This window comes from Pseudocitrobacter cyperus (genome assembly GCF_039889165.1).
Taxonomy (GTDB): Bacteria; Pseudomonadota; Gammaproteobacteria; order Enterobacterales; family Enterobacteriaceae; genus Pseudocitrobacter; species Pseudocitrobacter cyperus.
Map to the genome: position 1 here is coordinate 201,206 of NZ_JAYMYY010000006.1, position 23,177 is coordinate 224,382.

The following is a 23,177-nucleotide window of genomic DNA, read 5'->3' on the forward strand; positions in this document are numbered from 1 at the left end:
CGAGTGGCGAAACGGCGGAAATTTCCGCTGCCGTTTCGTCGCTTTTCTCTTAATTAAAAGCGACCTTTATGGGATGCTCAGATAATTTTTTACAGGCCTTTAATTTGTGGCTTTTCGCAAAATAAAACGTGAATTTATCCGTCTCCGGGTGATGCATTAAGGTATCGCCATTGCTGAATTTAAAATACTCCATTCCGTTATGCATCTCGTGCCCCGACCCCACGTAATAGTGCCCCTTCCACAGTTCCGAGATATGACCAAAGGCATGCAGTGTGATTTCTATCAGACCGCGCGAAGGGCATTTCAGTTTCAGTACGGTGGAGTTGAAGTTAAGCGCCACGGCGGGTGACGAAAGTGCAAGCAGTACGGTAATAAAAAACAGTTTTTTCATGGTCTTGAGTAAGGTTTTTCTTATGTTGGGGGCGTTTTTTACCGTAACGGAAAGTTTACAAAATTGATGTCAGTCAACTAAAACAGGGTTTTGATTTTGGGAGGGCGGTTTTTTTGTTGTTTTGGGATCTGTGTCGTGGGCAGAAAAGAGAAGCGCTCCGCAGAGCGCTGGCATCAAGCGCGAATATCGGCGTATTCCGGGGTGGTATCAAACTCGTGTTTGGCGAAGGGGCACAGGGGGATAATTTTGCGGTTTTGCTGGCGCATTTTTTCTACCACTTTTGCCACCAGTTTCTTGCCAACGCCCTGACCCTTAAGAGCGGGGTCGACATCGGTGTGCTCAATAATGGCCAAATGTTCGCCTGTCGGCACAAAAACGACCTCCGCCAGTAGATTCCCGTCGGCATCGTTAACGTAAAAACGGTTGTTACCTTCCAGAATGTCCATGATTTTCTCGCTTTGGGTTATTTGATTCGGTATTTCAGTGCGCCGCTGGGGCAGGTGTCAATGACCTGTTGAACGATAGTCGTGTCAACATTATCCGGCATAATCCACGGTTTGCGCTTCAGATTGAAGAGTTTACTGTTGCCACGCACGCAGTTGCCCGAGTGCTGACACAGGTTGGTGTTGAAATAGACGTCGATTTTTTCACCGGTATAGATCCGGTATCCCGCGTCCAGAAGTTCTTTGTCCATGACATTGCCTCAATTCAAATAATAGTACTGGCTGTGCTAATCATAGCGTGTCGTGGCAGAGAGAGGGAAAGGAATTACTGATTGATCTGCAGAATATAACAAAAATCGTCAATATGTGATGATGGTTATTTGGGAATGGTTATCATCTGATGCCGCCCCTCTTGCTGGCACCCCATGCTTCAGGGGAAAAACAGATACAGGAGAGGATTTTAATCGTATGGCTTCGGTTGTTATTAATATAGTAAGTAGCATTAAGCGTCGGCGATATAATATCACCTTTCTGAATTAACCATGCTGATTCTATGGTGGTAATGGTTTTTATTTTACCGCTTTGCGTAATAACCGAAAATACATCAGGTTGTGGCGTTTTGACAATATCAATAACCTGCCATTCCATAGCTTGCCCTCTGGAGAATGTGTATTTAAAGAATAACAAATCTCACTGCGCGGAAGTATAAACATACTGTAAATGAAAAGGAGAATCTATGTTTCCTATCCGGAGAAAAGGTGACAAAAATCACTTTTTATATTTCTCACTGGAAACTAAGCCTGCAAATTGTTTCGAGTGAAAGTAATCATATTTATTTTAAAGTGTTTAAGTGAGGTTAACTTAACTGCAAACTATTTCTGCGAAGATTTTGCCTTCTTAATGTTGCGCTAATACAAGCGCTCTATCCTGAGCCTCACTTATCCGGCTCAGCAGAGCGATGTCAGCGAGTGTTCAGAATGGATGAATTTTTACCGTTTTCTCGCCCCTCAATGGGGGAGGAAGAGTTTCAGGCGATAAAGGCCGTGTTGCAGTCAGGCTGGATCACCACCGGGCCGCAAAACCAGGCGCTTGAAGAGGCATTCTGTACGTTAACGGGGAACCGCTTTGCGATAGCGGTCAGCTCAGCCACTGCAGGCATGCACGTCACCCTGATGGCGCTTGGCATCGGGCCTGGCGATGAAGTGATCACTCCATCGCTGACCTGGGTTTCTACCCTCAATATGATTGTGCTGCTGGGCGCAACGCCGGTGATGATCGACGTTGACCGCGATACCCTGATGGTGACGCCGCAGGCGATTGAAGCCGCGATCACGCCGCGCACCAAAGCGATTATCCCCGTGCATTATGCCGGCGCGCCCGTTGATATCGACGCCATCCATTCGGTGGCGCGCCGCCACGGCATTACGGTGATTGAAGATGCGGCTCATGCCGCTGGCACGGTCTACAAAGGCCAGCCGGTGGGCTGTGCGGGGACGGCAATTTTCTCGTTCCACGCCATCAAAAATATGACCTGCGCAGAGGGCGGGCTGGTTGTCACCGACGATGAAACACTGGCGCGGAAGATCCGCAGCCTGAAATTCCACGGCCTCGCTGTTGATGCGTTCGACAGGCAAACCCATGGCCGCGCGCCACAGGCAGAGGTAATAACTCCGGGCTTCAAATATAACCTCGCGGATATCAACGCGGCGCTGGCGCGAGTGCAATTGACGAAATTACCGCAGGCGAATCAAAAGCGCCGGGAAATTGCTCAGCGTTATTTATATGAACTGGCCGATACGCCTTTCCAGCCGCTTGCTCTTCCGGCATGGCCGCACCAGCATGCCTGGCATTTATTTATTATTCGGGTCGATGAAACCTTATGCGGAATTAATCGCGATGAATTAATGGAGCAACTAAAAGCCATGGGCATTGGCACCGGGCTCCATTTTCGCGCTGCGCATACACAGAAATATTACCGCGAACGTTATCCCGGCCTTGTATTGCCGAACAGCGAATGGAATAGCGAGCGAATGTGTTCCCTCCCTCTTTTCCCGGATATGACTCATGACGACACGACCCGCGTTCTGGCGGCACTCCATCAACTGGCGAGACGTTGAGATGTTTGAAACAGCGAAAATAAAAAAGGTGTCGGTGGTTATCCCGGTTTATAACGAACAGGAGAGCCTGCCCGAGCTTATTCGCCGTACCGACGCGGCCTGCGCTTTACTTCATCGCGAATATGAAATTTTGCTGGTGGACGACGGCAGCAGCGATGATTCCGCGCGCATGCTAAGTGAGGCGGCGGAACAGCCCGACAGCCATGTGGTCGCGGTGCTACTCAACCGCAACTATGGCCAGCACTCGGCGATTATGGCGGGCTTCAGCCATGTAACCGGCGATCTCATCATCACCCTGGATGCTGACCTCCAAAACCCGCCGGAGGAGATCCCTCGTCTGGTCGAAAAAGCGGATGAGGGCTATGACGTCGTCGGCACGGTGCGGCAAAACCGCCAGGACAGCGTTTTTCGCAAAACCGCCTCAAAAATGATCAACCGCCTGATTCAGCGTACCACCGGGAAAGCGATGGGCGACTACGGCTGCATGCTGCGCGCCTATCGCCGCCACATCGTGGATGCGATGCTCAACTGTCATGAGCGCAGCACGTTTATTCCCATTCTGGCGAATACCTTTGCCCGTCGGGCCGTTGAAATCCCCGTTCATCACGCCGAGCGCGAGTTTGGCGATTCGAAGTACAGCTTTATGCGGCTGATTAACCTGATGTACGACCTGGTGACCTGCCTGACCACCACACCGCTACGTTTGCTGAGCGTGGTGGGCAGCGTGATTGCGCTCCTGGGCTTTGCCTTTTCCGTTCTGCTGGTTGCGTTACGTTTGATCTTCGGCCCGCAGTGGGCGGCGGAAGGGGTGTTTATGCTTTTCGCCGTCCTGTTCATGTTTATTGGCGCGCAGTTTGTCGGTATGGGGCTGCTGGGTGAATACATCGGTCGCATCTATAACGATGTCCGTGCCCGCCCTCGCTACTTTATTCAACGTGTTATACGCCAGCCGCAGACGGCGACAGAAGAGGAAAATCAGCAATGAAAGCAGTGGTCTTTGCCTATCATGATATGGGCTGTACGGGTGTGCAGGCGTTGCTGGACGCGGGTTACGACATCGCGGCGATTTTTACGCATCCGGACAGCGCGCAGGAAAATCACTTTTTTGGTTCAGTGGCGCGACTGGCGGCTGAGCAGGGTATCGCGGTGTATGCGCCCGACGATGTCAATCATCCGCTGTGGGTCGACCGTATCCGCACGATTGCCCCGGAGGTGATTTTCTCTTTCTACTATCGCCACCTGTTAAGTGACGCGATCCTCAATCTTGCGCCGCAGGGGGCGTTTAACCTGCACGGTTCGCTGTTGCCAAAATACCGTGGTCGGGCGCCGCTGAACTGGGTACTGGTGAATGGCGAAACAGAAACGGGCGTGACGCTGCATCGCATGGTGAAACGTGCGGACGCGGGCGATATTGTGGCGCAACAGCGAGTGACCATCGCCGAAAACGACAGCGCGTTGAGCCTGCACCGTAAGCTCTGTGCGGCCTCGCAAACATTACTGGGCGATGCGCTTGCGCAAATCCGCAACCGGCAGACCCGTGAATATCCGCAGGATGAGCGCCAGGCCACCTATGTTGGCCGCCGCACCCCGGAAGATGGGCGTCTTGAATGGGAAAAACCGGCATCCACGCTGCATAACCTGATTCGTGCGGTCTCAGACCCCTGGCCCGGTGCCTTCAGTTTTGTCGGGCAGAACAAATTTATTGTCTGGAAATCGCGAGTCCACAGGGAAAGCGCTGAGGCGAAACCGGGCACGGTTTTATCCGTTTCACCGCTGCGGGTGGCCTGTGGGGAAGGTGTGCTGGAGATCCTGACCGGGCAAACGGAAAAGGGTGTCTATATGCAGGGCGCGCAACTGGCGCAGTCTTTGGGGCTGGTGACAGGCGCGTTGCTGAACAGCAAACCGGCGGCGGCACTGAAGCGCCGCACCCGCGTATTGATCCTCGGCGTGAACGGGTTTATCGGTAATCACCTCACCGAACGCCTGCTGAAGGACGATCGCTACGAAATTTACGGCCTGGATATTAGTGCCGACGCCGTCAGCCGTTTTCTCGATTGCCCGCGTTTTCACTTTGTGGAAGGCGATATCAGCATACACTCTGAATGGCTTGAGTATCACATCAAAAAATGTGACGTCGTGCTGCCGCTGGTGGCGATTGCCACGCCGATTGAGTACACCCGTAACCCGCTGCGCGTGTTTGAACTCGACTTTGAAGAGAATCTGAAGATTGTGCGCGACTGTGTGAAATACAACAAACGCATCGTCTTCCCGTCCACCTCCGAGGTGTACGGCATGTGTACAGATAACGATTTTGACGAGGACAGCTCGAATCTGGTGGTGGGGCCGATTAACCGCCCGCGCTGGATCTACTCGGTGTCGAAACAGTTGCTCGATCGCGTTATCTGGGCCTACGGCGAAAAATCCGGGCTGAAATTTACCCTGTTTCGTCCGTTTAACTGGATGGGGCCACGGCTTGATAACCTCAATGCCGCCCGCATCGGCAGTTCGCGCGCCATCACGCAACTGATCCTCAATCTGGTGGAAGGGTCGCCAATTAAACTGATTGAAGGCGGCAGCCAGAAACGCTGCTTTACGGATATCAGCGATGGGATTGAGGCGCTGTTCCGCATCATCGAAAACGAAGATAACCGCTGTGATGGGCAGATTATTAATATCGGCAACCCCGATAATGAAGCCAGCATCAGGGAGCTGGCGGAGATGCTGCTCGATAGCTTTGAACGTCATCCCCTGCGCCAGCACTTCCCGCCGTTTGCCGGATTCCGTGAAGTGGAAAGTAGCGATTACTATGGCAAGGGGTATCAGGACGTAGAGCATCGCAAACCCAGTATTCGTAACGCCCGACGCTGCCTCAACTGGCAACCTGGCATCACGATGCAACAAACGGTGGAAGAGACGCTGGACTTTTTCCTGCGCACCGTGGAGTTGACGGGTGATGAACCATCATGAAAAACGTCGGCTTACGCATCGATGTCGATACCTTCAGAGGAACCCGTGACGGGGTTCCTCAACTGCTTTCCACTCTCGCCCGGCACGGTATCCGGGCAAGTTTCTTCTTCAGCGTCGGGCCGGACAATATGGGCCGTCATCTCTGGCGGCTAATCAAGCCCCGGTTTTTGTGGAAAATGGTGCGCTCGCGAGCGGCCTCGCTGTACGGCTGGGATATTTTACTGGCGGGAACCGCCTGGCCGGGGCGCGAGATTGGCGCGGGCAACGAAGCCATTATTCGCCAGACGGCGCGCCATCATGAAGTGGGGCTGCACGCCTGGGATCACCATGCCTGGCAGGCGCGCAGCGGCAGGTGGGGTAATAAGCAACTGATGCAGGAGATTGGGCGCGGGCTGGTTGAACTGGAACGCATTCTTGGCACGTCGGTTTCGTGCTCGGCGGTGGCGGGCTGGCGGGCAGACACGCGCGTTGTTCAGGCGAAAGAGCCCTTTAATTTTCGCTATAACAGCGACTGTCGCGGCCATCGCCCGTTCCGAACGCGGCTGGAGAACGGCGCGTTGGGAACGGTGCAGATACCGGTGACGTTACCCACCTGGGATGAAGTCGTCGGACGTGAAGTGAGCGCGGACGCATTCAACGACTACCTGATTGCGCGTATGCATCAGGATAAAGGCGTACCGGTCTACACCATTCATGCGGAAGTGGAAGGCATCGCCTGTGCGGCGCAATTCGATGCCTTGTTGACGCTTGCTCGCGCCAGCGGCATTCATTTTTGCCCCCTCAGCGAGCTTCTGCCGGAGGACTTCAACAGCCTGCCGGTGGGGCGAATTGTGCGCGGCGAGTTGGCTGGCCGGGAAGGCTGGTTGGGTATTGAACAGATTATGGAATCGCCTCTATGAAGTCCCGTTTTTATGCTGCGGCGCTGGCATGCCTCTATGCGCTTTACTACCTCATACCGCTCAATGGACGCCTGCTGTGGCAGCCGGATGAGACGCGTTATGCGGAAATCAGCCGCGAGATGCTGGCCTCCGGCGACTGGATCGTGCCGCATTTTCTCGGGCTGCGCTATTTTGAAAAACCGGTTGTCGGATACTGGGTCAACAACCTGGGTCAGTGGCTATTTGGGCACAACAATTTTGCAGTGCGTTTTGGTAGCGTACTCTCCATCACCCTGACCGGGCTGCTGGTAGGCTGGATGGCGTGGATGCTGTGGCGGGAGAAACGTGTCGCCGTTCTCTCGGCGGTTATCTTCCTGACGATGTTCCTGGTTTATGGTATTGGCACCTATGCGGTGCTGGATCCCATGATCACGCTCTGGCTGGTTCTTGCCATGTGCGCTTTCTGGTATGGGGCGAATGCGAGGATCCGCGCCGAAAAAATCGGCGGCTATATGCTGCTGGGGTTTGCCTGCGGGATGGGCGTGATGACCAAAGGTTTTCTGGCGCTGGCGGTGCCGGTGCTGGGGATCCTGCCGTGGGTGATTGCCGAAAAACGCTGGCGGGAAGTGCTGACCTGGGGCGGGTTGTCCGTCGTTGTTTGTGTGCTTACCGTGCTGCCCTGGGGGCTGGCGATAGCCTCGCGGGAGCCCGATTTCTGGCGCTATTTCTTCTGGGTGGAACATATTCAACGCTTCGCCCGCAGCGATGCGCAGCATAAAGCGCCCTTCTGGTATTACCTGCCGTTTGTCATTGCCGGAGCCTTACCCTGGCTGGCTTTTCTGCCGGGGGCGCTGAAACAGGGGTGGACGCGCCGCAAAAGCGAAAAAGGGATGTTCTACCTGCTGGGCTGGGTGGTTATGCCATTTCTGTTTTTCAGTATCGCCAAAGGAAAACTCCCCACCTACATTCTGCTCTGTTTTGCGCCTCTGGCGCTGCTGATGGCGCGCTATGTGCGTGACGCCATCCGGCAAAACAGCGGCGTACTGCGGATTAACGGGGGAATTAACCTGGCGGTGGGGCTGGCTGGCGCGGTGGCGGCCATGGCGGTTTCGCCGTGGGGATGGATGCGCCACCCCATCTGGCCGTGGATTGAACTCTATAAAAGCATACTGGCGCTGGTAGCTTTTGGCTTCTGGGCGCTGGTAGGGTGGTTCTCGCTGAAAAACGGGCCGAAGAGCGGGCTGTTGGCCGCCTTTTGTCCGCTGGCGCTGGCGTTGCTTTGCGGTTATGCGATCCCCGATCGTATTGTCGCCAGCAAGCAGCCGCAGTTTATGATTGATATCCTGAGTGAAGATCTCCAGCCCAGCCGCTATATCATCACCAATAACGTGGGGCTGGCTGCGGGGTTAGCCTGGGAACTGAAGCGCCCCGATGTGCTGCTTTATGGCGGCAGAGGTGAGTTACGCTATGGGCTAACCTACCCGGACGCGAAAGGGCGTTTTATTACACAGGAAGCCTTTAATGACTGGCTGGCGGCGCATCGCCAGCAGGGCGTTATCTCCCTGGTATTACAGGTGGGTGAGGATCAAGGCCTGAGCGCATTTGACCTGCCTAAGCCCGATAACGTCTACGTGATGCCGCGCATCATTTACGTGGAGTACCTTCCGAAGTGACCAACGTTATCCTGTTGTTGCTGGCGAGTCTGCTGAGTAGCGGCGGGCAGCTTTGCCAGAAACAGGCGGCGCTCCTTTCAGACAAGCGCAAGCTCTGGCTCTGGCTGGCGCTCGCCGTGGGGATGCTGGCTGCGGGAATGGCGGTATGGCTGGCGGTACTGCAACGTATTCCGGTAAGTCTGGCCTATCCGATGCTGAGTCTGAACTTCGTCTGGGTAACACTTGCGGCGCGCTTTATCTGGCGGGAGAGGGTGACTGCCCGCCACTGGCTGGGCGTCGCGTTGATTATTCTCGGTATTGTGTTACTGGGAGGGAACCTGTAATGGGCGTATTTTGGGCGTTGCTGAGCGTGATTATTGTGACGGCTTCACAACTGGCGCTACGCCACGCAATGGTATTGCTGCCGCCAGTCTCCTCTCTTCAACTACTGGCGCATTATCTGCTGACGGGGCAGGCTGGCACGCTGGCGCTGTTCTGCGGTTTGTTCGGTTATCTGCTCTCGATGGTGTGCTGGTTTTTTGCGCTTCGGCGTCTGCCGCTTGCCAGAGCCTATGCGCTGATGAGTCTGAGCTATATTTTGGTCTGGGCTGCCGCCATCGCCTTACCTGGCTGGCATGAGGCTTTCTCCTGGCGATCGCTCGCGGGCGTCGTCGCGATTGTGGCGGGTGTGTGGGTGATCTTCCGACGGAAAGCAAAAACCTGATGCCGGGCCAGCGCCTCCCGGCATCAGATGTTTTTTACTGCGCCAGCCGTTTCTTCATTGGAATAAAGGCAATCACCACCGCGCCGAGCACCAGGAAGGCGGCGACCATATAGATACCGGCGTTGAAGCTACCGGTGATGTCTTTCATCCAGCCCATCAGTAGCGGCCCCAGCGCCGCACCGGTCATCCCGGTGGCGTTGATAACGGCGATACCCAGCGCTCGCGCCTGAACTGAAATCGACTGGTCAGGTGTTGTCCAGAAGATAACCATAGCGGCGAATGCCCCGGCAGAAGCCATCACAATACCGCTGAATTGCAGCAGCGGGTTGTGGCTTGACGCGGTTAATATCCAGCCCGCGGCGGCAAAAAGATAGGGCAGCAGGGTGTGAATTTTGCGCTCATTCAAACGGTCTGAGCGTTTACTCCACCAGATCATCCCGACAATAGTACAAACCTGTGGGATCGCACTTAACAGCCCGATAGTAATATTGTTACTCTCCTGATTAAAACTGCGCAAAATAAGCGGCGTCCAGACACTTAATGCGCTCAGGGTATTGGTCAGGCAGAAATAGGCCAGCGTGTAGAGCATAATGACCGGGGTAAATAATTCCCGTAGCATGCTGCGATGCGATGTCATGCCCACGCTGACTCCCTGCCGGGAATGGGCAACAGCACGTTTATCGGCTTCCAGCATTTCATTCAGACAGGCTTTGTCATCATCGGTGAGCCATTTAGCTTTCGCCGGAGAATCATCCAGCCAGAACCACACTACCAGCCCTAATAATACGGAGGGAAAACCTTCCAGCAAAAATAACCACTGCCAGCCCTTCAGGTTTAATAACCCGTCCATATTCAGAATATACCCTGACGCCAGCGACCCCAGCGCCATAGTGACGGGCATCGCAATCATAAATAACGCGTTAGCGCGGGCACGGTAATGCGAGGGAAACCAGTAGGTTAAATAGAGAAGAAGCCCCGGAAGAAAGCCCGCTTCGGCAATGCCGACCAGCATGCGCAGAACGTACAGGCTATTTGGCCCGCTGGCAAACATTGTTGCTGTTGAGGCAATTCCCCACACCACCATTAATATCGCAATCCAGCGGCGGGCGCCGACAATACCCAACATAATATTACTGGGTATTCCGCAAATAACATACATCACATAAAACAGCGTGGTTGCCAGGCCAAACATCGTGCTGGTAAGGCCTAAATCTTTGCCCATGGTTAAACCAGCGAAACCAATATTAATTCTGTCGAGGTAGGAGAAAACAAATAAGATAAATAAAAAAACGATTAAGCGGCGAAATAACTTTTTTATGACCGCTTGTTGCCGAGGGTCTAGCGTATCTTGCGCCCCGGAAGACGGCGATAATACGCTCGATGAGTCATTCATGTTGGGCTCCACATTGCAATTATGGCTATTATTTTGTTAGCAGGCGAATGTTTATCATGCTCAGGATATTTTATTTAATCGGGCTATCCGGACATGTGCGCTAACGTATAGGTAACAGCCCGATAAAGTGTCAATGGAATCCTGAAAAAATGAGACGGAAATGTTACCTGTGTGGCGTTTTGTGAATCACAATCGGCTTTTAGAACATTCATGCAAGAGGGTTTTCGTGATGATGCTATAGCGCGCCCTTATAACCCGGTATACTCACTCTATCGACGTCTTTTGACTTAGGAAGCCCATGAGTTCAATCAAAAAAACAGAGGATGTTCAGAGCGCGGATGCGGCTTTTCACCGTGAAGAGTTCCCGTTCTACTGGATTGTTAACGTCTACGCGCGCTACACCCAGGTAATGGAAGTGACGTTGAAAAAGGTTCAGCTTGATGTCTCGCGCTTTCGGGTGATGATGATTACTCACCAGTACGGCAAAGCCAGCATTTCGCAAATTTCTGAATATGCGATGGCTAAAATGCCCACCGTGACCAAAATAGTCGGTCGTTTGCGTGATGACGGGCTGGTGACGACAGCCAGTAGCGAACAGGATGCGCGCGTCACCGAAGTGATGCTGACCCCGGCCGGAAGGGAAAAAATTGAAGAGGCGCATCGTCTGGCGCAAAAGGTTTTTGAGAAGGGCTTCAAGGGAATGACAGCCGCACAGCTTGAAAAAATGAATCTCTCGCTGTCGAAAGTGTTGAGCAACCTTAACGAATTGTGATCGCAAAATGGCGATCGTCGAGATTTGTGATCGCGCTACACTTTTCTTATAACTCGCTGTAAATTCAATAGTTAATTCTTATCTGTCGCCCTGGCTTCTCATGGCGACTTTTTGCTTTCCCTCATTTTTTTCTGCGTCAATTCATCAACATAGTTCAATAGCCTTAATCAATAAAAGGTTATGTTTGCGTTGCGTTATTGTGAAATTAACGTGAAATATTACTTGAATATTCACATAAATCTTTCATGATTGATTTATCGCCACTCAGGATAAAAAAGCAGCGATGACTGCTCGCCTGAATGTGATTCATTTTTTCTGGTCAAGGTGTCAATCATGAAGCCAGTTTTCGAGAGCAATGGTTACGTTGAGCAGTTCACGCTCGGCAGCGGCGAGCTACGGTTCGCCGTCAAAGATACGCTGGATATCGCCGGTCATCCGACCCGCGCCGGATGCCCGGCGTTGGCCGATGCGCCGAAGGCGAAACAGCATGCACGTATCGTGAAGGTATTGCTGAACAGCGGTTGTACGCTGATGGGCAAAACGACGCTGCATGAACTCGCTTTTGGCGTCACCGGGATCAACCCCTGGAGCGGCACGCCGCTGAATCCGCATTACCCTTCGCTTATCCCCGGCGGCTCATCGAGCGGTTCTGCCACCGTGGTCGCTGCCGGAGAGGTTGATTTCGCCCTCGGTACCGACACGGGCGGCTCTGTGCGTATGCCTGCCGCCTGCTGTGGCGTGCTGGGGCTAAAGCCCGGTTATGGCGCGCTCAGCCGCCAGGGCGTATTGCCTGCCTACAGTTCGCTGGATTGCGTCGGGATTTTTGCCCGCGAACCGCAGGTTTTGCGCACCGTCCTTGAGCACGTCGCCATTCCGGTTGATGAGCCGCTGCACGCTTTGCCTTCGATAAGCTTTATCTTCGCCGCACAGCCGGAGATTGACGCACGGCTGGTTGATGCGCTGGAAGCGCGGGGCGTTGCGGCGAACAGCGTCACGCTGCCGCTGCTTGAACAAGCTCATCTTGCCGGACTCACCATCATCAGCCGCGAAAACTGGCTGGCATTCAATACGCTGCTGGCAAGCCATGCCGTCTCACCGGACGTCGCCAGCCGCATTCAGGCCGGAGAATCCATCACCAGCGAGCAGCTTGCCAGTGCGGAAAACGTGCGCGCGCAGTTTACACAACAGGTAAACGCCCTGCTGGAAGCGACGCCTCTGCTGGCGCTGGCGACGCTGCCCGAACTGCCGCCGACGCTGGAAGAGGCGGAAGATCCGCTAAGCGTTGTGAACCTGACCCGTCTGGTACGCCCTTTCAACCTCAGTGGCCACCCGGCATTGTCGCTGCCGATGGGGGAGCTTAACGGCCGACCCATCGCGCTGCAACTGGTGGCCGGGATGGGCGAAGAGGGGCTGTTAGTCCAGGCTGCTGAGTGGCTGATGCGTCGGCGCATCTGACGCCTGTTATCACCTGAAAGAGAGATCCACTACACAATGCCTTTCAGGCGTTGCGGCATCGTGCACCTTTTTGCCGCGCGCTAACGTTATTCGGGAGTCAGCTATGTCCGTCGTACACGTCCGTGAAGAGCTTGTTCCATTGTTAACTGAAGTTGCCGCGCGCAGCGCCGAATTTGAAGGTCAGCGCCATGTTTCCGACGACATCATCAGCCGTTTTAAGCAGGTGGGGGTTTACCGGGCGCTGGTGCCAAAAATCTACGGCGGCGATGAGTGTTCTCCGGCGCAGTTTTGCGAACTGATTGAGCAAATTGCCACCGCTGATGGCTCCGCAGGCTGGGTCGCCAGCTTCGGCATGAGCCCGTTTTATCTCGGCGCGCTGCCGCCGGACACTCTGAAAGAACTCTACCGCGATGGCCCCGATGTGGTGTTTGCAGGGGGCATCTACCCGACCCACAAAGCGCAACTCGCCGACGGCGGCTATCGCGTAAGCGGACGCTGGTGCTTTGCCAGCGGCAGTATGGGTGCATCGGTGTTTGGCGTCGGCATTCAGCCGGAAGGGGAGAACACACTTCCGCGTATGGCGGTGCTGCCGCGTGAAAGCATTCATATCGACCCGGTATGGGATACGGTCGGGCTGGCGGGAACCGGCAGCCACGATTTACTGGTTGATGACGCGTATGTGCCGCAGGAGTGGACATTTATTCGCGGCGGGGCGCTGAACCTGGAAGGGGCGCTGTATCGCTATCCGGTGCTGTCGCTCGCCACCCAGGTGCTTTCCGTAGTGGCGCTGGGGGTGGCTCGCGCGGCACTGAATGAAATCTATCAGATTGCCCATCGTCAGCAGTCCGTCACCGGTGCGCCGCGCCTGGCCGACCGACCGCAGGCGCAGATGCAAATCGCCCGTTGTGAAGCAGAACTCCGCTCGGCGCGCGCCTGGTTTTACGAGGCCATTGATGACGTCTGGCAGCGCCTGCTGGTGGGTGACGACGCGGGCCAGCAGCAGGTCAACGCCCTGCGCCTTTCCTCCACGCACGTTACCCGCGTGGCGGCAGATGTTGCCCGCCAGGCGCTGGCGCTCAACGGGATGGGCGGCGTCACCATGACCAGCCCGCTGCAGCGTTATGTGCGCGACACGATGGTGATCACCCAACATGCCTTTATGGGCGACCTCTCGTACCTGAACGCCGGTACGCTCTTTTTCGGCGGCAAACCGCTGCCGGGTTATCTCTGAATTTCTGTAAGGAGCAACAAATGAGCCAGAACAAATTACGCGTGCTGTTTTGTATTGGTGTGAACCAGAACTTTTTCGACGCCACCCCGGCGGAAGCCAAACAGGTATGGGGCGCGTTCGGCGTGATGATGAAAGGCATGGAAGAGACGCCGGGCATCCGCGTCATCGGCAACATGGATGATGACCAGTTGATGGTCGGCCCGTCCACCACCGCACCGTGGACGACTTATGTACTGGCGGATGCCGACACCCTGGAAAACGTGGCGGCGGTCTGCAACCTGTTCCGCACCACGCCGGTGGGCGAAAGCAAACTGTGGAAGTACTGCAAAATTGAAGCGCGCGTCGGGCGTGAACTGATTATCCAGAGCTAAAGGAGCGGGCGATGAACTCACAGGATGCGCAGCGTTTGCAACAGCTTGAAGACCAGCAGGCCGCACGGGTCTGCATCAGCAACTATATGCGCCTGTGCGACCAGCTTGAAACCCCGGAAACCGTGCGGGCGATTGGCGCGCTGTTTACCACTAATGCCTGTTGGGAGGGCGTGGGCGAACCCTATGCCACACGCCTTGGCAGGCATGTCGGACGCAACGCCATTGAAAGCATGATGACCGGATACGTCAAAACGCCCGCGCATTTTGCGATGAACGCCCACTTTCTCTGTTCAGAAGCGCTTATCCAGCAGCCGGATGGCCTGCTTTTCGGGCGCTGGCTGATGCTGCAAACCTCCAGTTTTACCGCCGGAGGATCGCATCTGAACGCGGCGGAACTGAACGTGGAGTTTCGCCGCGAAGCCGGTGTGATGCGGATGCACCATTTCACGACGCGCAATCTGTTCAGCAGGCCAGTTGACCACTGGCACGCCGCAGATGTTCTGCCTGTACCTGACAATAAATAGAGAGTCGAGCGATGCAGTGTGACAACCAGATCCCCGTAAAAAATATCGAAGCCCATGTTCCCGACCACGCGGAGATCGCCGCGCTGGTGCAGCCTGATCGGGTGCATACCTCACTTTATAATTCCGAGACCCTGTTCAACCTTGAGCTGGACAGGATCTTCAGCAAAACCTGGGTATGGGTGGCGCATACCAGCGAAATTCCGGAAACCGGCAGTTTCAAAACCACCGAGATCGGCACCCAGCCAGTGATCGTCGTGCGCGACCGCAAAGGCAACGTACACACGTTGCTCAACCGCTGTCGCCACCGCGCCGCCACCGTGTGCGAGCACCGCAGCGGTAAAACCAACAGTTTTGTCTGCCCATACCACGGCTGGGGCTATGCCCTGGATGGCAGCCTGCGCGGCGTGCCGCACCCGGAAAGCTATGCCGATCAACTGGAAAAAGGCGAACTGGGGCTGGTGTCTCTGCGCACCGAACAGTATGCCGGGATGATCTTCGCCACCTTCAATGAGCACATCGAACCGCTGGAAGATTTCCTCGGCGCGGCGAAGAAGTGGATGGATCTGTTTATGAAGCAGGGCGCGGGGTATCCGATTAAAACCGGCTCGGCGCACCGTTTCCGCTTCCCCGGCAACTGGAAGATCCAACTGGAAAATACCACCGATGGCTACCACTTCCCGGTCGTTCACCGCTCGTTTTTAAACTCGGTCGATAAGCAGACCGAAGAGATGCTCAACTTCGTTGACGGCAGCGGCTATGTGGAAGATCTCGGCAACGGCCACAGTGTGATGGTGATGATCCCGGAACTGGTGGATCTGGAAGCCAATCTTGATGCGCCAATTCCGGAGCGCTTTATTGCACTGGCCGACGAATTGCGTAAAGACCACGATGAAGATCAGGTACGTCGCATTGTGCGTGCCGTCGGCGGTTCCGGCTTTAACCTCAACATTTTCCCCAATATTGCCTGTTCAATGGCCTTCTTCCGCGTGCTGCAACCCGTCTCGGTGAACGAAACCGAAATTCACCATGCGGTGATCACCATGGACGGCGGTCCGGCAATTGCCAACCAGGCACGGCTGCGTCTGCATGAACATTTCCAGGGGCCGATGGGCTTCGGCACGCCGGATGACTCCGAAGCATGGGAGCGCGTGCAGCGCGGGGCAACGGCGGGCAACGACCTGTGGATCATGCTCAACCGCGGGCTGGCGGGGGAATACCGCAGCGATGACGGCCTGCGCAGCGACGTGAGCGCCGAAACGGGGATGCGCGCGGCGTATCAACAGTGGAAAAAACTGATGACGGAGGCGGAATAATGACGCCCGATACGATTCTGATTTCCGCAATGGAAATTATCAATCTCGAAGGCGACTTGCTCGATCAGGGCGAGTTCAATGCCTGGCTGGAACTGTGGCAGCGCGATGGCCTGTACATCGTGCCAATCGACTCACAGGAGACCGATTTCAAAAATACCCTCAACTACGCCTGCGACGATCACGAAATGCGCGAGCGTCGGGTGAAGCGCCTTTACAGCGGTGAGTCCATCTCCACCACCCCGCGCGCCCGCACGCTGCGCACGCTCTCGCGCTTCCGTTTGCTGGAAGGCGAGGGTGACGAAATTGTGGTGCGCGGCGCGCAGTCGCTGTGGGAACACCGCAAAGGCTACAGCCGACACTACGCGGCGGATATCACCTGGCACCTGCAGCCGCAGGGCGACAAGTTGTTGATTAAGCAAAAGGTGATTCGTCTTATCAACAGCGACGATGTGCTGCACAGCATCGGCTACATCCTGTAAGGAGCGCGTTATGACGCAAACAGTATTAGTCACCGGCGCGGCCGCCGGGCTGGGCAACGTCATCGCCACGCATTTGCTCGCGCAGGGGTATCAGGTGGTGCTCTCGGATGTGAACCTTGAGCGGGCGCAGCAGGCGGCGGACAAACTCGATAACGGCGCAGGCCGCGTGCTGGCGCTGGAACTGGATATCCGCCAGCCGCAGGCGTTTGAGCAGGCGCTAAAGGCGATTGAAACCCGCTTCGGCAGCCTGGAGGTGCTGGTGAACAATGCCGCGCTGACCCTGGCAACGCCGGTGATGGAGATCGATGTTGAAGAGTTTGACCGGGTTATCTCCACCAATCTGCGCGGCACGTTCGTTGGCTGCCAGACGCTTGGACGCTACTTCGCCAAAAAAGGCTACGGGCGAATTATCAACCTGGCGTCGCTCGCCGGGCAGAACGGCGGCACGGCATCGGGGGCGCATTACGCGGCATCGAAAGGCGGCATCCTGACGCTGACCAAAATCTTCGCCCGCGAACTGGGGAAATCTGGCGTAACGGTCAATGCCATCGCGCCGGGGCCGATGGATCTCCCGTCCGTTCACGCGCTGGTGCCGGAAGAGAAAATGGCCGGGCTGTTACAGATGATCCCGGTGGGTAAGTTGGGCGATGCCGAATTTGTCGCACAGGCCGTGGCGCTGCTGGCCTCGCCGCAGGCGGCGTTTGTCACCGGGGCGACCTGGGACATCAACGGCGGTCTGTTCATGCGTTAAGGAGTTGCCATGCTGACACTACAGATTTTGAAACGCGAGCTTCAGGGAGATGTTGTTCTGCTGACGCTTGCCGACGCAACCGGCGCTGAACTGCCTGCGTTCACCGCCGGGGCGCACATCGACCTGCATCTGACTGACGATCTGGTGCGTCCGTATTCGCTCTGCGGCGATCCGGCAGATCGCCACTGCTATCAACTGGGCATTCTCAAAGATAGCCAGTCGAAAGGCGGATCGCTGGCGGCACATGCGCTTCAGGAGGGCGAATCAGTGACGGTGAGCCTGCCGCGCAATCTGTTTGCCCTGCAGGATGATGCGCCGCACAGCCTGCTGATTGGCGGCGGGATTGGTATCACGCCGATGCTGGCGATGGCAGCGGAGCTGCACGCCGCCGGGCGCGCGTTTTCGCTGCACTACTGCGCCCGTTCGCGCTCGCAGGCGGCGTTTGTTGCTGAACTGGAAAAAGCGCCGTGGGCGGATCGCGTATGGCTGCATTTCAGCGATGAACAACGCATTGATTTGCCAGCGGTACTGAGTGATGTACCGGCGAACACCCATGTTTATGTTTGCGGCCCCACGCGTCTGATGGAGGCGGTGAACGAACAGGCAAACGCCGTCGGTTATGCGGCGGAAAACGTCCATCAGGAGTGCTTCAGCGCGGAAGTTGAAGTGAGCGGAAAGGCGTTTGAAGTGGTCGCCGCCACCAGCGGCATTACCGTGCAGGTGCTGGAAAACCAGACCATTGTCGAGGCGCTGGCGCAGGCGGGATTGAAGGTGTGCGTTTCCTGCAAGCAGGGGATTTGCGGCAGTTGCCTGACAGATGTGATTGAGGGCGAGCCGGATCACCGCGACAGCTATCTGACAGACGAGGAGAAAGCCGATGGCGACCAGATCCTGCTCTGTTGTTCCCGGGCGAAAAGCGCCCGTCTGATTATCGATCTCTGAGGATTTCAGCATGAATTTGCAGACCGAGTTTCGTAATGCGATGGCGCAACTGGGTAGTGCGGTGTCGGTGATCACCACCGATGGCCCGGCAGGGAAATTTGGCTTTACCGCCTCTGCCGTGTGTAGCGTGACTGACCAGCCGCCGACCCTGCTGGTGTGTATGAATCGCAACTCGTTTGCCAACGCGCACTTTAAGCAAAACGGCGCCCTGTGCGTGAACGTGCTTTCCGGCGCACATCAGGAGCTATCGGGTATTTTCGCCAATGCCACCCTGCGTTCCGAAGAGCGTTTCGCTTACGACCGCTGGCAGGTGATGGCGAGCGGCGCGCCGGTGCTCAGTTCCGCCGTCGCCAGCTTCGACTGCCTGATTGACGACTGCCACGAAGTGGGCAGTCATACGGTATTTTATTGCCAGGTACAGGCGATTCGCATCAGCGAACAGCCGCGTGGGCTGGTCTATTTCAACCGTCGTTACCATACGGTAGGCGGCGATATTGAGGTGAAAGCCTAACCCATTGAGGAGCCCGGCTTATGAGCAATACCGCAGCAGCACCGCACGACCCGAAGCAAATGCGCAAACTGGTGATCGCCTCCGTTCTGGGCAATGCGCTGGAATGGTACGACTTCTTTCTTTATGGCACGGCGGCGGCGTTGGTGTTTGGCCCGCTCTTCTTCCCGGTGGGCGGCGATCCGCTACAGGGCACATTACTGGCGTTTTCCGGCTTTGCGGTCGGCTTTCTGGCGCGTCCGCTTGGCGGCATCGTCTTTGGTCATTTAGGCGATCGCTACAGTCGTAAGATGACGTTAATCATGACGTTAACGCTGATGGGGGCGACGACGTTTGTCATCGGCCTGCTGCCGGTTTACAGCCAGATTGGCATCTGGGCGCCGATTTGCCTGATTACGCTACGCTTTTTGCAGGGCGTGGCCTCGGGCGGCGAGTGGGGCGGCGGCGTGTTGATGCTGAGTGAAAATGCGCCGACATCACGGCGCGGCTTCTTTACCGCCTGGAGTCAGATGGGCGTGGCTGGCGGGTTTGTCCTCTCTGCCTTTGCCTTTTATCTGGTGCAGAAATTACCCGAGTCCGACTTTATGCAATGGGGCTGGCGGGTACCGTTCCTGCTCAGCCTGCTGATTTTCCTGGTGGGCGTCTATATCCGTAAAAATATTCGTGAAAGCGAGGCGTTTCGTCAGGCGAAACCAGAAGATAAACATGAAAAAATTCCATTAATGGTGCTGCTGCGTGAGCATCCAAAAGCGCTGATGCAGGCGATTGCGTTGCGCCTGCCGGAGAATGGCGCGTCCTATATTTTCTTCACCTTTTCAGTGGTCTATGCCAAACATATTGGTATCTCAACCGACATCATTATCAGCGCGGTAACGCTTGCGATGGTGGTGGAGTTCTTCTCGATTCTGTTCTGGGGAGCGCTTTCCGATCGCATCGGCCTGAAACGCGTCTACTACATCGGCGTTATCGGCCTGCTGGTGATGGCTTTTCCGTTCTTCTGGCTACTTTCCAGCGGAGAATTTAGCTGGATCATGGTGGCGATGTTCCTCGGCCTGCCGGTGTGCCATGGGGCGATGACGGGCACGCAGCCCTGCATAATGAGCGACCTGTTCCCGGTGCGTGTGCGCTACTCCGGCCTGGCGCTGGGGCATGAAGTGGGATCTATTTTTTCCGGCGGGCTGGGGCCGATGCTCGCCGTCGCCATGTTGATTGAATTTGACGCTTTCTGGCCGGTTTCGCTGCTGCTGATGGCTTATGCGTTGCTGGCGTGGATTGCGTTGTGGAGCCTGCCTTCGCAGGAAACATCAGCCCTGAGTAAACCTACAAAAACCTTACCCTACAATGAGGTCTAAGCAATGTCAGTGAATCCGGTTACGACATCTGAAGTGGAAAAATTGCTCGCCGTCAGCAGCGGTTTTCTCTCGCAACAGGGGAACGAGCGCTTTAAAGAGATCATGCATCATCTGCTGGGCGATATTTTTCAGACGATTAAAAAGTTTGATATCAGCGATGAAGAGTTCTGGCTGGCAGTGAACTATCTCAACGAGCTGGGCGAGCGCAAAGAAGCGGCGCTGCTGGCGGCGGGGCTGGGGCTTGAGCACTACCTGGATATCCGCGCCGATGAAAAAGAGGCGGCCGCAGGCCATGAAACAGGCACGCCACGCACCATTGAGGGGCCGCTGTATGTGGCGAATGCGCCGCTGGCTGAAGGCTATGCTCGCATGGATGATGGTGAAGAGCAGGGCGAGATCATGTGGCTACAGGGCGTGGTGAAAGATAAGCAGGGCAAACCCGTGGCGAACGCCATTGTCGATATCTGGCACGCCAACACGATGGGCGGGTACTCGTTCTTTGATCAATCCCAGAGCGAATACAACCTGCGCCGCCGCGTACTGACCGACGCCAGCGGGCGCTATGCGGTACGCAGCATTGTGCCATGCGGTTACGGCTGCCCGCCGGATGGCCCGACGCAAAAGCTGCTGAACGGTTTAGGCCGTCACGGCAACCGCCCGGCGCATATTCACTTCTTTGTCTCCGCGCCGGGTTATAAGCATCTCACCACGCAAATCAACCTCAATGGCGATGCGTATCTGTGGGATGATTTTGCCTTCGCCACGCGCGATGGGCTGATTGCTGACCCGATAAAAGTGGATGATGAAGCGGTAGCTTATGAGCGGGGTATTCATCAGCCGCATACGGAAGTGAATTTTGACTTTACGCTGGTGGCGGCGACGCAGAATGGTGAGGAAGAACGCGGGAAGCGCTTACGCGTGAAGGAGTAGAATAGAACAGGGCCGCATTGCGGCCCTGTTGCTTAACGATAATCTGGATTGGACATCACGCTATAGCGCCCACCGCCCAGCAGAAATAACACAATACCCAGCAGGAAATAGAACGCCGCGCTTTCAATAATCCACGCCCCTGTCGGTGCCAGCGTAAATATTTGCGTGCCATTGGCCAGCGCCACCGCCATTAACATGGTGAACGACACAATAATGGCTGCCCAGCGGGTGAATATTCCGAGAATAATCAGAATCGGGCAGAGAATTTCACCAATAAACACGCCCCAGGCAATAAAACCCGGCAGCCCGGCTTTTATCAGTAAATCCTGAATAAATCCCAGATCGCCGCCGGGAAGGGCTTTATGAATACCGTGAAACAGGAGTAATCCACTGAACGTCAGGCGCAGCAAGAGCTTAGCGCCGTCCGGATGGTCAAACCGTTGAGTTAACGCCTTGAGCATAAAACAGTCCTTATTAAGTTAACCCTGATGGCAGGGGGCAGCAGAAATTTGGGCAAAGAAAGCCGGATGACATAGTGGCAAAGGATTGTGGCGGAAAAAAGGCAGAAAAATTAAATGAGTTGTTAGAAATTTTTAGTGTGTTGAATATGAAAAAGCCCGCTGATATTAAGCATCAGCGGGCTTCGTCAGGCGACTCATACGCGTACAGTTGGCTAACCTATCAATAACAGCGCAGAGAGGTCGTCACCCCCATTGATTTTATTGATAATGTGATTGAGCCTCGCATCAATGGCAGTATTGTGCATAGTTCGTTGTGAAAAACTGGCAATGGTTTTCATGACCATGGTCTGATCGACCTCCTGGTGCATCGATTTGACGCTAAGGAAAACCTTGATGTAGTAAAAATCGAGGACGATACGATAAAACTGGCGCAAAATAGTTGCCGTGTCTTTGCCCGGGAAATAGCCGTTATAAATTTTATATAACAGATAATTACGTAATACGTGCGGTTCGGCAAGGCATGAGGTCGCACACACTTTTTCCCATTGAAGGTTAATGGCCGCAAACTTTTCGCCCTGCAGATTCAGGTCATTCTGGTTGGTGATATCAAACCAGTCAGAAATGAGCCGATGGCCTTCCAGCGTAAAATTGTCACGTTGGGAATCTGATGCAACATGGGTACCCATGACCGCCAGTGCCTGTAATTTTAATTTCGTGGCGCTAGCGGAGTGACGCTTATCGATTAACGTGCGGCCGCTGTGTAATTCATTTAACAGCGCATGATAAAAATCTTCAACCTGAGTAAAGTGATTATGCAGATCAAAATTGTACTTTTGCAGACAGAGAATAAACTGCGCCAGCGCCATCAGATTTTCTTCTACATTCAGGCTGTCGGACTGTAATAAGTGCCAGCTAAACAGGTGAATCACCTGTTGAACCTGTCCCGCCGACTGGCGCTTACCGATAAGATTGGTTTTGTGATGCGCCAGCAGCTCTTCCTGCTCGTGTAGCATCATCCCTTCCGGGTCGAACAGCGCCAGACGCACCACCTCCGGACATGAAAGCGTCATACAGTGGCGCGTTTCATCCTCATATTTTTGCTCTAAACGGGGATAGATCGAACAGGTTCTTGATAGCGCGCTTTCGCCCATTTCACGATGCACTGTACAGAGTTTATTCTCCGCCATAAAAGGGCAATCGCCATGTTGATCCAGCTTAATTCTGGAGTACTGGTTTTTACCTTTACGCAGAAGAATCAGATTCTCTTTCGCGATAGTGGCGATCTCTTTGTTATCGGCCGTAAGATATTTATGGTGGGTTTTCTTATCAATAAAGATACTCCAGCCCCGACAGCAGGACATTAAGCAGTCAGGCCCCACGCACTGGAATTTACTCACGAATACCGGCTTTACTGTTTTATGGATTTTCATAAAGTTTATTTGTCACTGAAAACGGCAAAGCTAACATGAGCGAACGGTGAATTTATAGCCATATAAGCGCGCACTATCTTCAGTAATTCAACG

At 55.0% G+C, this 23,177-nt stretch carries 26 protein-coding genes; 19 read left to right on the forward strand and 7 right to left on the reverse strand.

The window, feature by feature from the left end; all coding sequences use genetic code 11:
• Positions 1-49: 49 nt before the first annotated feature.
• From VSR74_RS18720 to VSR74_RS18735, 4 genes are all read right to left on the reverse strand, one after another.
• A complete protein-coding gene (locus VSR74_RS18720; RefSeq protein WP_347796108.1) occupies positions 50-391 on the reverse strand; it encodes a hypothetical protein in 342 nt (113 codons plus the stop codon).
• Between the two features lie 173 nt (positions 392-564).
• Complete coding sequence (locus tag VSR74_RS18725; protein ID WP_347796109.1) at positions 565-837, reverse strand: GNAT family N-acetyltransferase; 273 nt, start codon at positions 835-837, stop codon at positions 565-567.
• A gap of 17 nt (positions 838-854) precedes the next feature.
• A complete protein-coding gene (gene yjdI, locus VSR74_RS18730) occupies positions 855-1,085 on the reverse strand; it encodes a 4Fe-4S mono-cluster protein YjdI (protein ID WP_347796110.1) in 231 nt (76 codons plus the stop codon).
• Between the two features lie 142 nt (positions 1,086-1,227).
• Positions 1,228-1,482, reverse strand: coding sequence for a histidine kinase (locus VSR74_RS18735; RefSeq protein ID WP_347796111.1), 255 nt, complete (start codon positions 1,480-1,482; stop codon positions 1,228-1,230).
• A 329-nt stretch (positions 1,483-1,811) separates the two neighbouring features.
• Between VSR74_RS18735 and arnB the strand changes: the two genes are divergently transcribed.
• From arnB to arnF, 7 genes are read left to right on the forward strand one after another with little or no spacing between them, the layout of a single operon-like run.
• Positions 1,812-2,951 (forward strand): UDP-4-amino-4-deoxy-L-arabinose aminotransferase, encoded by a 1,140-nt coding sequence (gene arnB / locus VSR74_RS18740; RefSeq protein ID WP_347796112.1) that lies wholly within the window; start codon positions 1,812-1,814, stop codon positions 2,949-2,951.
• 1 nt (position 2,952) lies between these two features.
• Positions 2,953-3,936 carry an undecaprenyl-phosphate 4-deoxy-4-formamido-L-arabinose transferase gene (arnC, locus tag VSR74_RS18745; RefSeq protein WP_347796168.1) on the forward strand — a complete coding sequence of 328 codons (984 nt, stop codon included), beginning with the start codon at positions 2,953-2,955 and terminating at the stop codon, positions 3,934-3,936.
• On the forward strand, positions 3,933-5,918 hold the full coding sequence (gene arnA, locus VSR74_RS18750; protein WP_347796113.1) for a bifunctional UDP-4-amino-4-deoxy-L-arabinose formyltransferase/UDP-glucuronic acid oxidase ArnA: 1,986 nt from the start codon (positions 3,933-3,935) through the stop codon (positions 5,916-5,918). Before arnC ends, arnA begins: the two co-directional genes overlap by 4 nt.
• The gene (arnD, locus tag VSR74_RS18755; protein WP_347796114.1) at positions 5,915-6,817 is read left to right on the forward strand and encodes a 4-deoxy-4-formamido-L-arabinose-phosphoundecaprenol deformylase; all 903 of its coding nucleotides are present in this window, start codon (positions 5,915-5,917) and stop codon (positions 6,815-6,817) included. The genes arnA and arnD overlap by 4 nt, the downstream gene beginning before the upstream one ends.
• Positions 6,814-8,469, forward strand: coding sequence for a lipid IV(A) 4-amino-4-deoxy-L-arabinosyltransferase (gene arnT / locus VSR74_RS18760; protein ID WP_347796115.1), 1,656 nt, complete (start codon positions 6,814-6,816; stop codon positions 8,467-8,469). The genes arnD and arnT overlap by 4 nt, the downstream gene beginning before the upstream one ends.
• On the forward strand, positions 8,466-8,792 hold the full coding sequence (arnE, locus tag VSR74_RS18765) for a 4-amino-4-deoxy-L-arabinose-phosphoundecaprenol flippase subunit ArnE (protein WP_347796116.1): 327 nt from the start codon (positions 8,466-8,468) through the stop codon (positions 8,790-8,792). The genes arnT and arnE overlap by 4 nt, the downstream gene beginning before the upstream one ends.
• Entirely contained in the window at positions 8,792-9,172 is a 381-nt protein-coding gene (gene arnF, locus VSR74_RS18770; RefSeq protein ID WP_347796117.1) for a 4-amino-4-deoxy-L-arabinose-phosphoundecaprenol flippase subunit ArnF, read from the forward strand. The genes arnE and arnF overlap by 1 nt, the downstream gene beginning before the upstream one ends.
• A gap of 34 nt (positions 9,173-9,206) precedes the next feature.
• On the opposite strand, the gene hpaX is transcribed toward arnF, so the two are convergent.
• Positions 9,207-10,565 carry a 4-hydroxyphenylacetate permease gene (gene hpaX / locus VSR74_RS18775; RefSeq protein ID WP_347796118.1) on the reverse strand — a complete coding sequence of 453 codons (1,359 nt, stop codon included), beginning with the start codon at positions 10,563-10,565 and terminating at the stop codon, positions 9,207-9,209.
• A 298-nt stretch (positions 10,566-10,863) separates the two neighbouring features.
• Between hpaX and VSR74_RS18780 the strand changes: the two genes are divergently transcribed.
• The 12 genes from VSR74_RS18780 to catA all read left to right on the forward strand — a co-directional run bounded on the left by VSR74_RS18780 (position 10,864) and on the right by catA (position 21,193).
• Positions 10,864-11,337, forward strand: a complete 474-nt coding sequence (locus VSR74_RS18780; protein ID WP_347796119.1) for a MarR family winged helix-turn-helix transcriptional regulator — start codon at positions 10,864-10,866, stop codon at positions 11,335-11,337.
• A 333-nt stretch (positions 11,338-11,670) separates the two neighbouring features.
• Complete coding sequence (locus VSR74_RS18785) at positions 11,671-12,792, forward strand: amidase (RefSeq protein ID WP_347796120.1); 1,122 nt, start codon at positions 11,671-11,673, stop codon at positions 12,790-12,792.
• Between the two features lie 103 nt (positions 12,793-12,895).
• The gene (locus tag VSR74_RS18790) at positions 12,896-14,023 is read left to right on the forward strand and encodes an acyl-CoA dehydrogenase family protein (protein ID WP_347796121.1); all 1,128 of its coding nucleotides are present in this window, start codon (positions 12,896-12,898) and stop codon (positions 14,021-14,023) included.
• A gap of 20 nt (positions 14,024-14,043) precedes the next feature.
• Entirely contained in the window at positions 14,044-14,394 is a 351-nt protein-coding gene (locus VSR74_RS18795) for an IacB protein (protein ID WP_347796122.1), read from the forward strand.
• Positions 14,395-14,405: 11 nt separating this feature from the next.
• Positions 14,406-14,918, forward strand: a complete 513-nt coding sequence (locus VSR74_RS18800) for a nuclear transport factor 2 family protein (RefSeq protein WP_347796123.1) — start codon at positions 14,406-14,408, stop codon at positions 14,916-14,918.
• An 11-nt stretch (positions 14,919-14,929) separates the two neighbouring features.
• Positions 14,930-16,231 carry an aromatic ring-hydroxylating oxygenase subunit alpha gene (locus VSR74_RS18805; protein WP_347796124.1) on the forward strand — a complete coding sequence of 434 codons (1,302 nt, stop codon included), beginning with the start codon at positions 14,930-14,932 and terminating at the stop codon, positions 16,229-16,231.
• Entirely contained in the window at positions 16,231-16,710 is a 480-nt protein-coding gene (locus tag VSR74_RS18810; RefSeq protein WP_347796125.1) for an aromatic-ring-hydroxylating dioxygenase subunit beta, read from the forward strand. The genes VSR74_RS18805 and VSR74_RS18810 overlap by 1 nt, the downstream gene beginning before the upstream one ends.
• Before the next feature lie 10 nt (positions 16,711-16,720).
• A complete protein-coding gene (locus VSR74_RS18815; protein WP_347796126.1) occupies positions 16,721-17,461 on the forward strand; it encodes an SDR family NAD(P)-dependent oxidoreductase in 741 nt (246 codons plus the stop codon).
• Between the two features lie 9 nt (positions 17,462-17,470).
• On the forward strand, positions 17,471-18,403 hold the full coding sequence (locus tag VSR74_RS18820; protein WP_347796127.1) for a PDR/VanB family oxidoreductase: 933 nt from the start codon (positions 17,471-17,473) through the stop codon (positions 18,401-18,403).
• Between the two features lie 10 nt (positions 18,404-18,413).
• Positions 18,414-18,914: a flavin reductase gene (locus VSR74_RS18825; protein WP_347796128.1), complete on the forward strand. Its 501-nt coding sequence runs from the start codon at positions 18,414-18,416 to the stop codon at positions 18,912-18,914.
• 20 nt (positions 18,915-18,934) lie between these two features.
• Positions 18,935-20,263 (forward strand): MFS transporter, encoded by a 1,329-nt coding sequence (locus VSR74_RS18830; RefSeq protein WP_347796129.1) that lies wholly within the window; start codon positions 18,935-18,937, stop codon positions 20,261-20,263.
• A gap of 3 nt (positions 20,264-20,266) precedes the next feature.
• Positions 20,267-21,193, forward strand: coding sequence for a catechol 1,2-dioxygenase (catA, locus tag VSR74_RS18835; protein WP_347796130.1), 927 nt, complete (start codon positions 20,267-20,269; stop codon positions 21,191-21,193).
• Between the two features lie 32 nt (positions 21,194-21,225).
• On the opposite strand, the gene VSR74_RS18840 is transcribed toward catA, so the two are convergent.
• Together VSR74_RS18840 and fliB are read right to left on the reverse strand one after the other, a co-directional pair.
• A complete protein-coding gene (locus tag VSR74_RS18840) occupies positions 21,226-21,654 on the reverse strand; it encodes a DoxX family protein (RefSeq protein ID WP_347796131.1) in 429 nt (142 codons plus the stop codon).
• 212 nt (positions 21,655-21,866) lie between these two features.
• Complete coding sequence (gene fliB, locus VSR74_RS18845; protein WP_347796132.1) at positions 21,867-23,084, reverse strand: flagellin lysine-N-methylase; 1,218 nt, start codon at positions 23,082-23,084, stop codon at positions 21,867-21,869.
• Positions 23,085-23,177 lie beyond the last annotated feature (93 nt).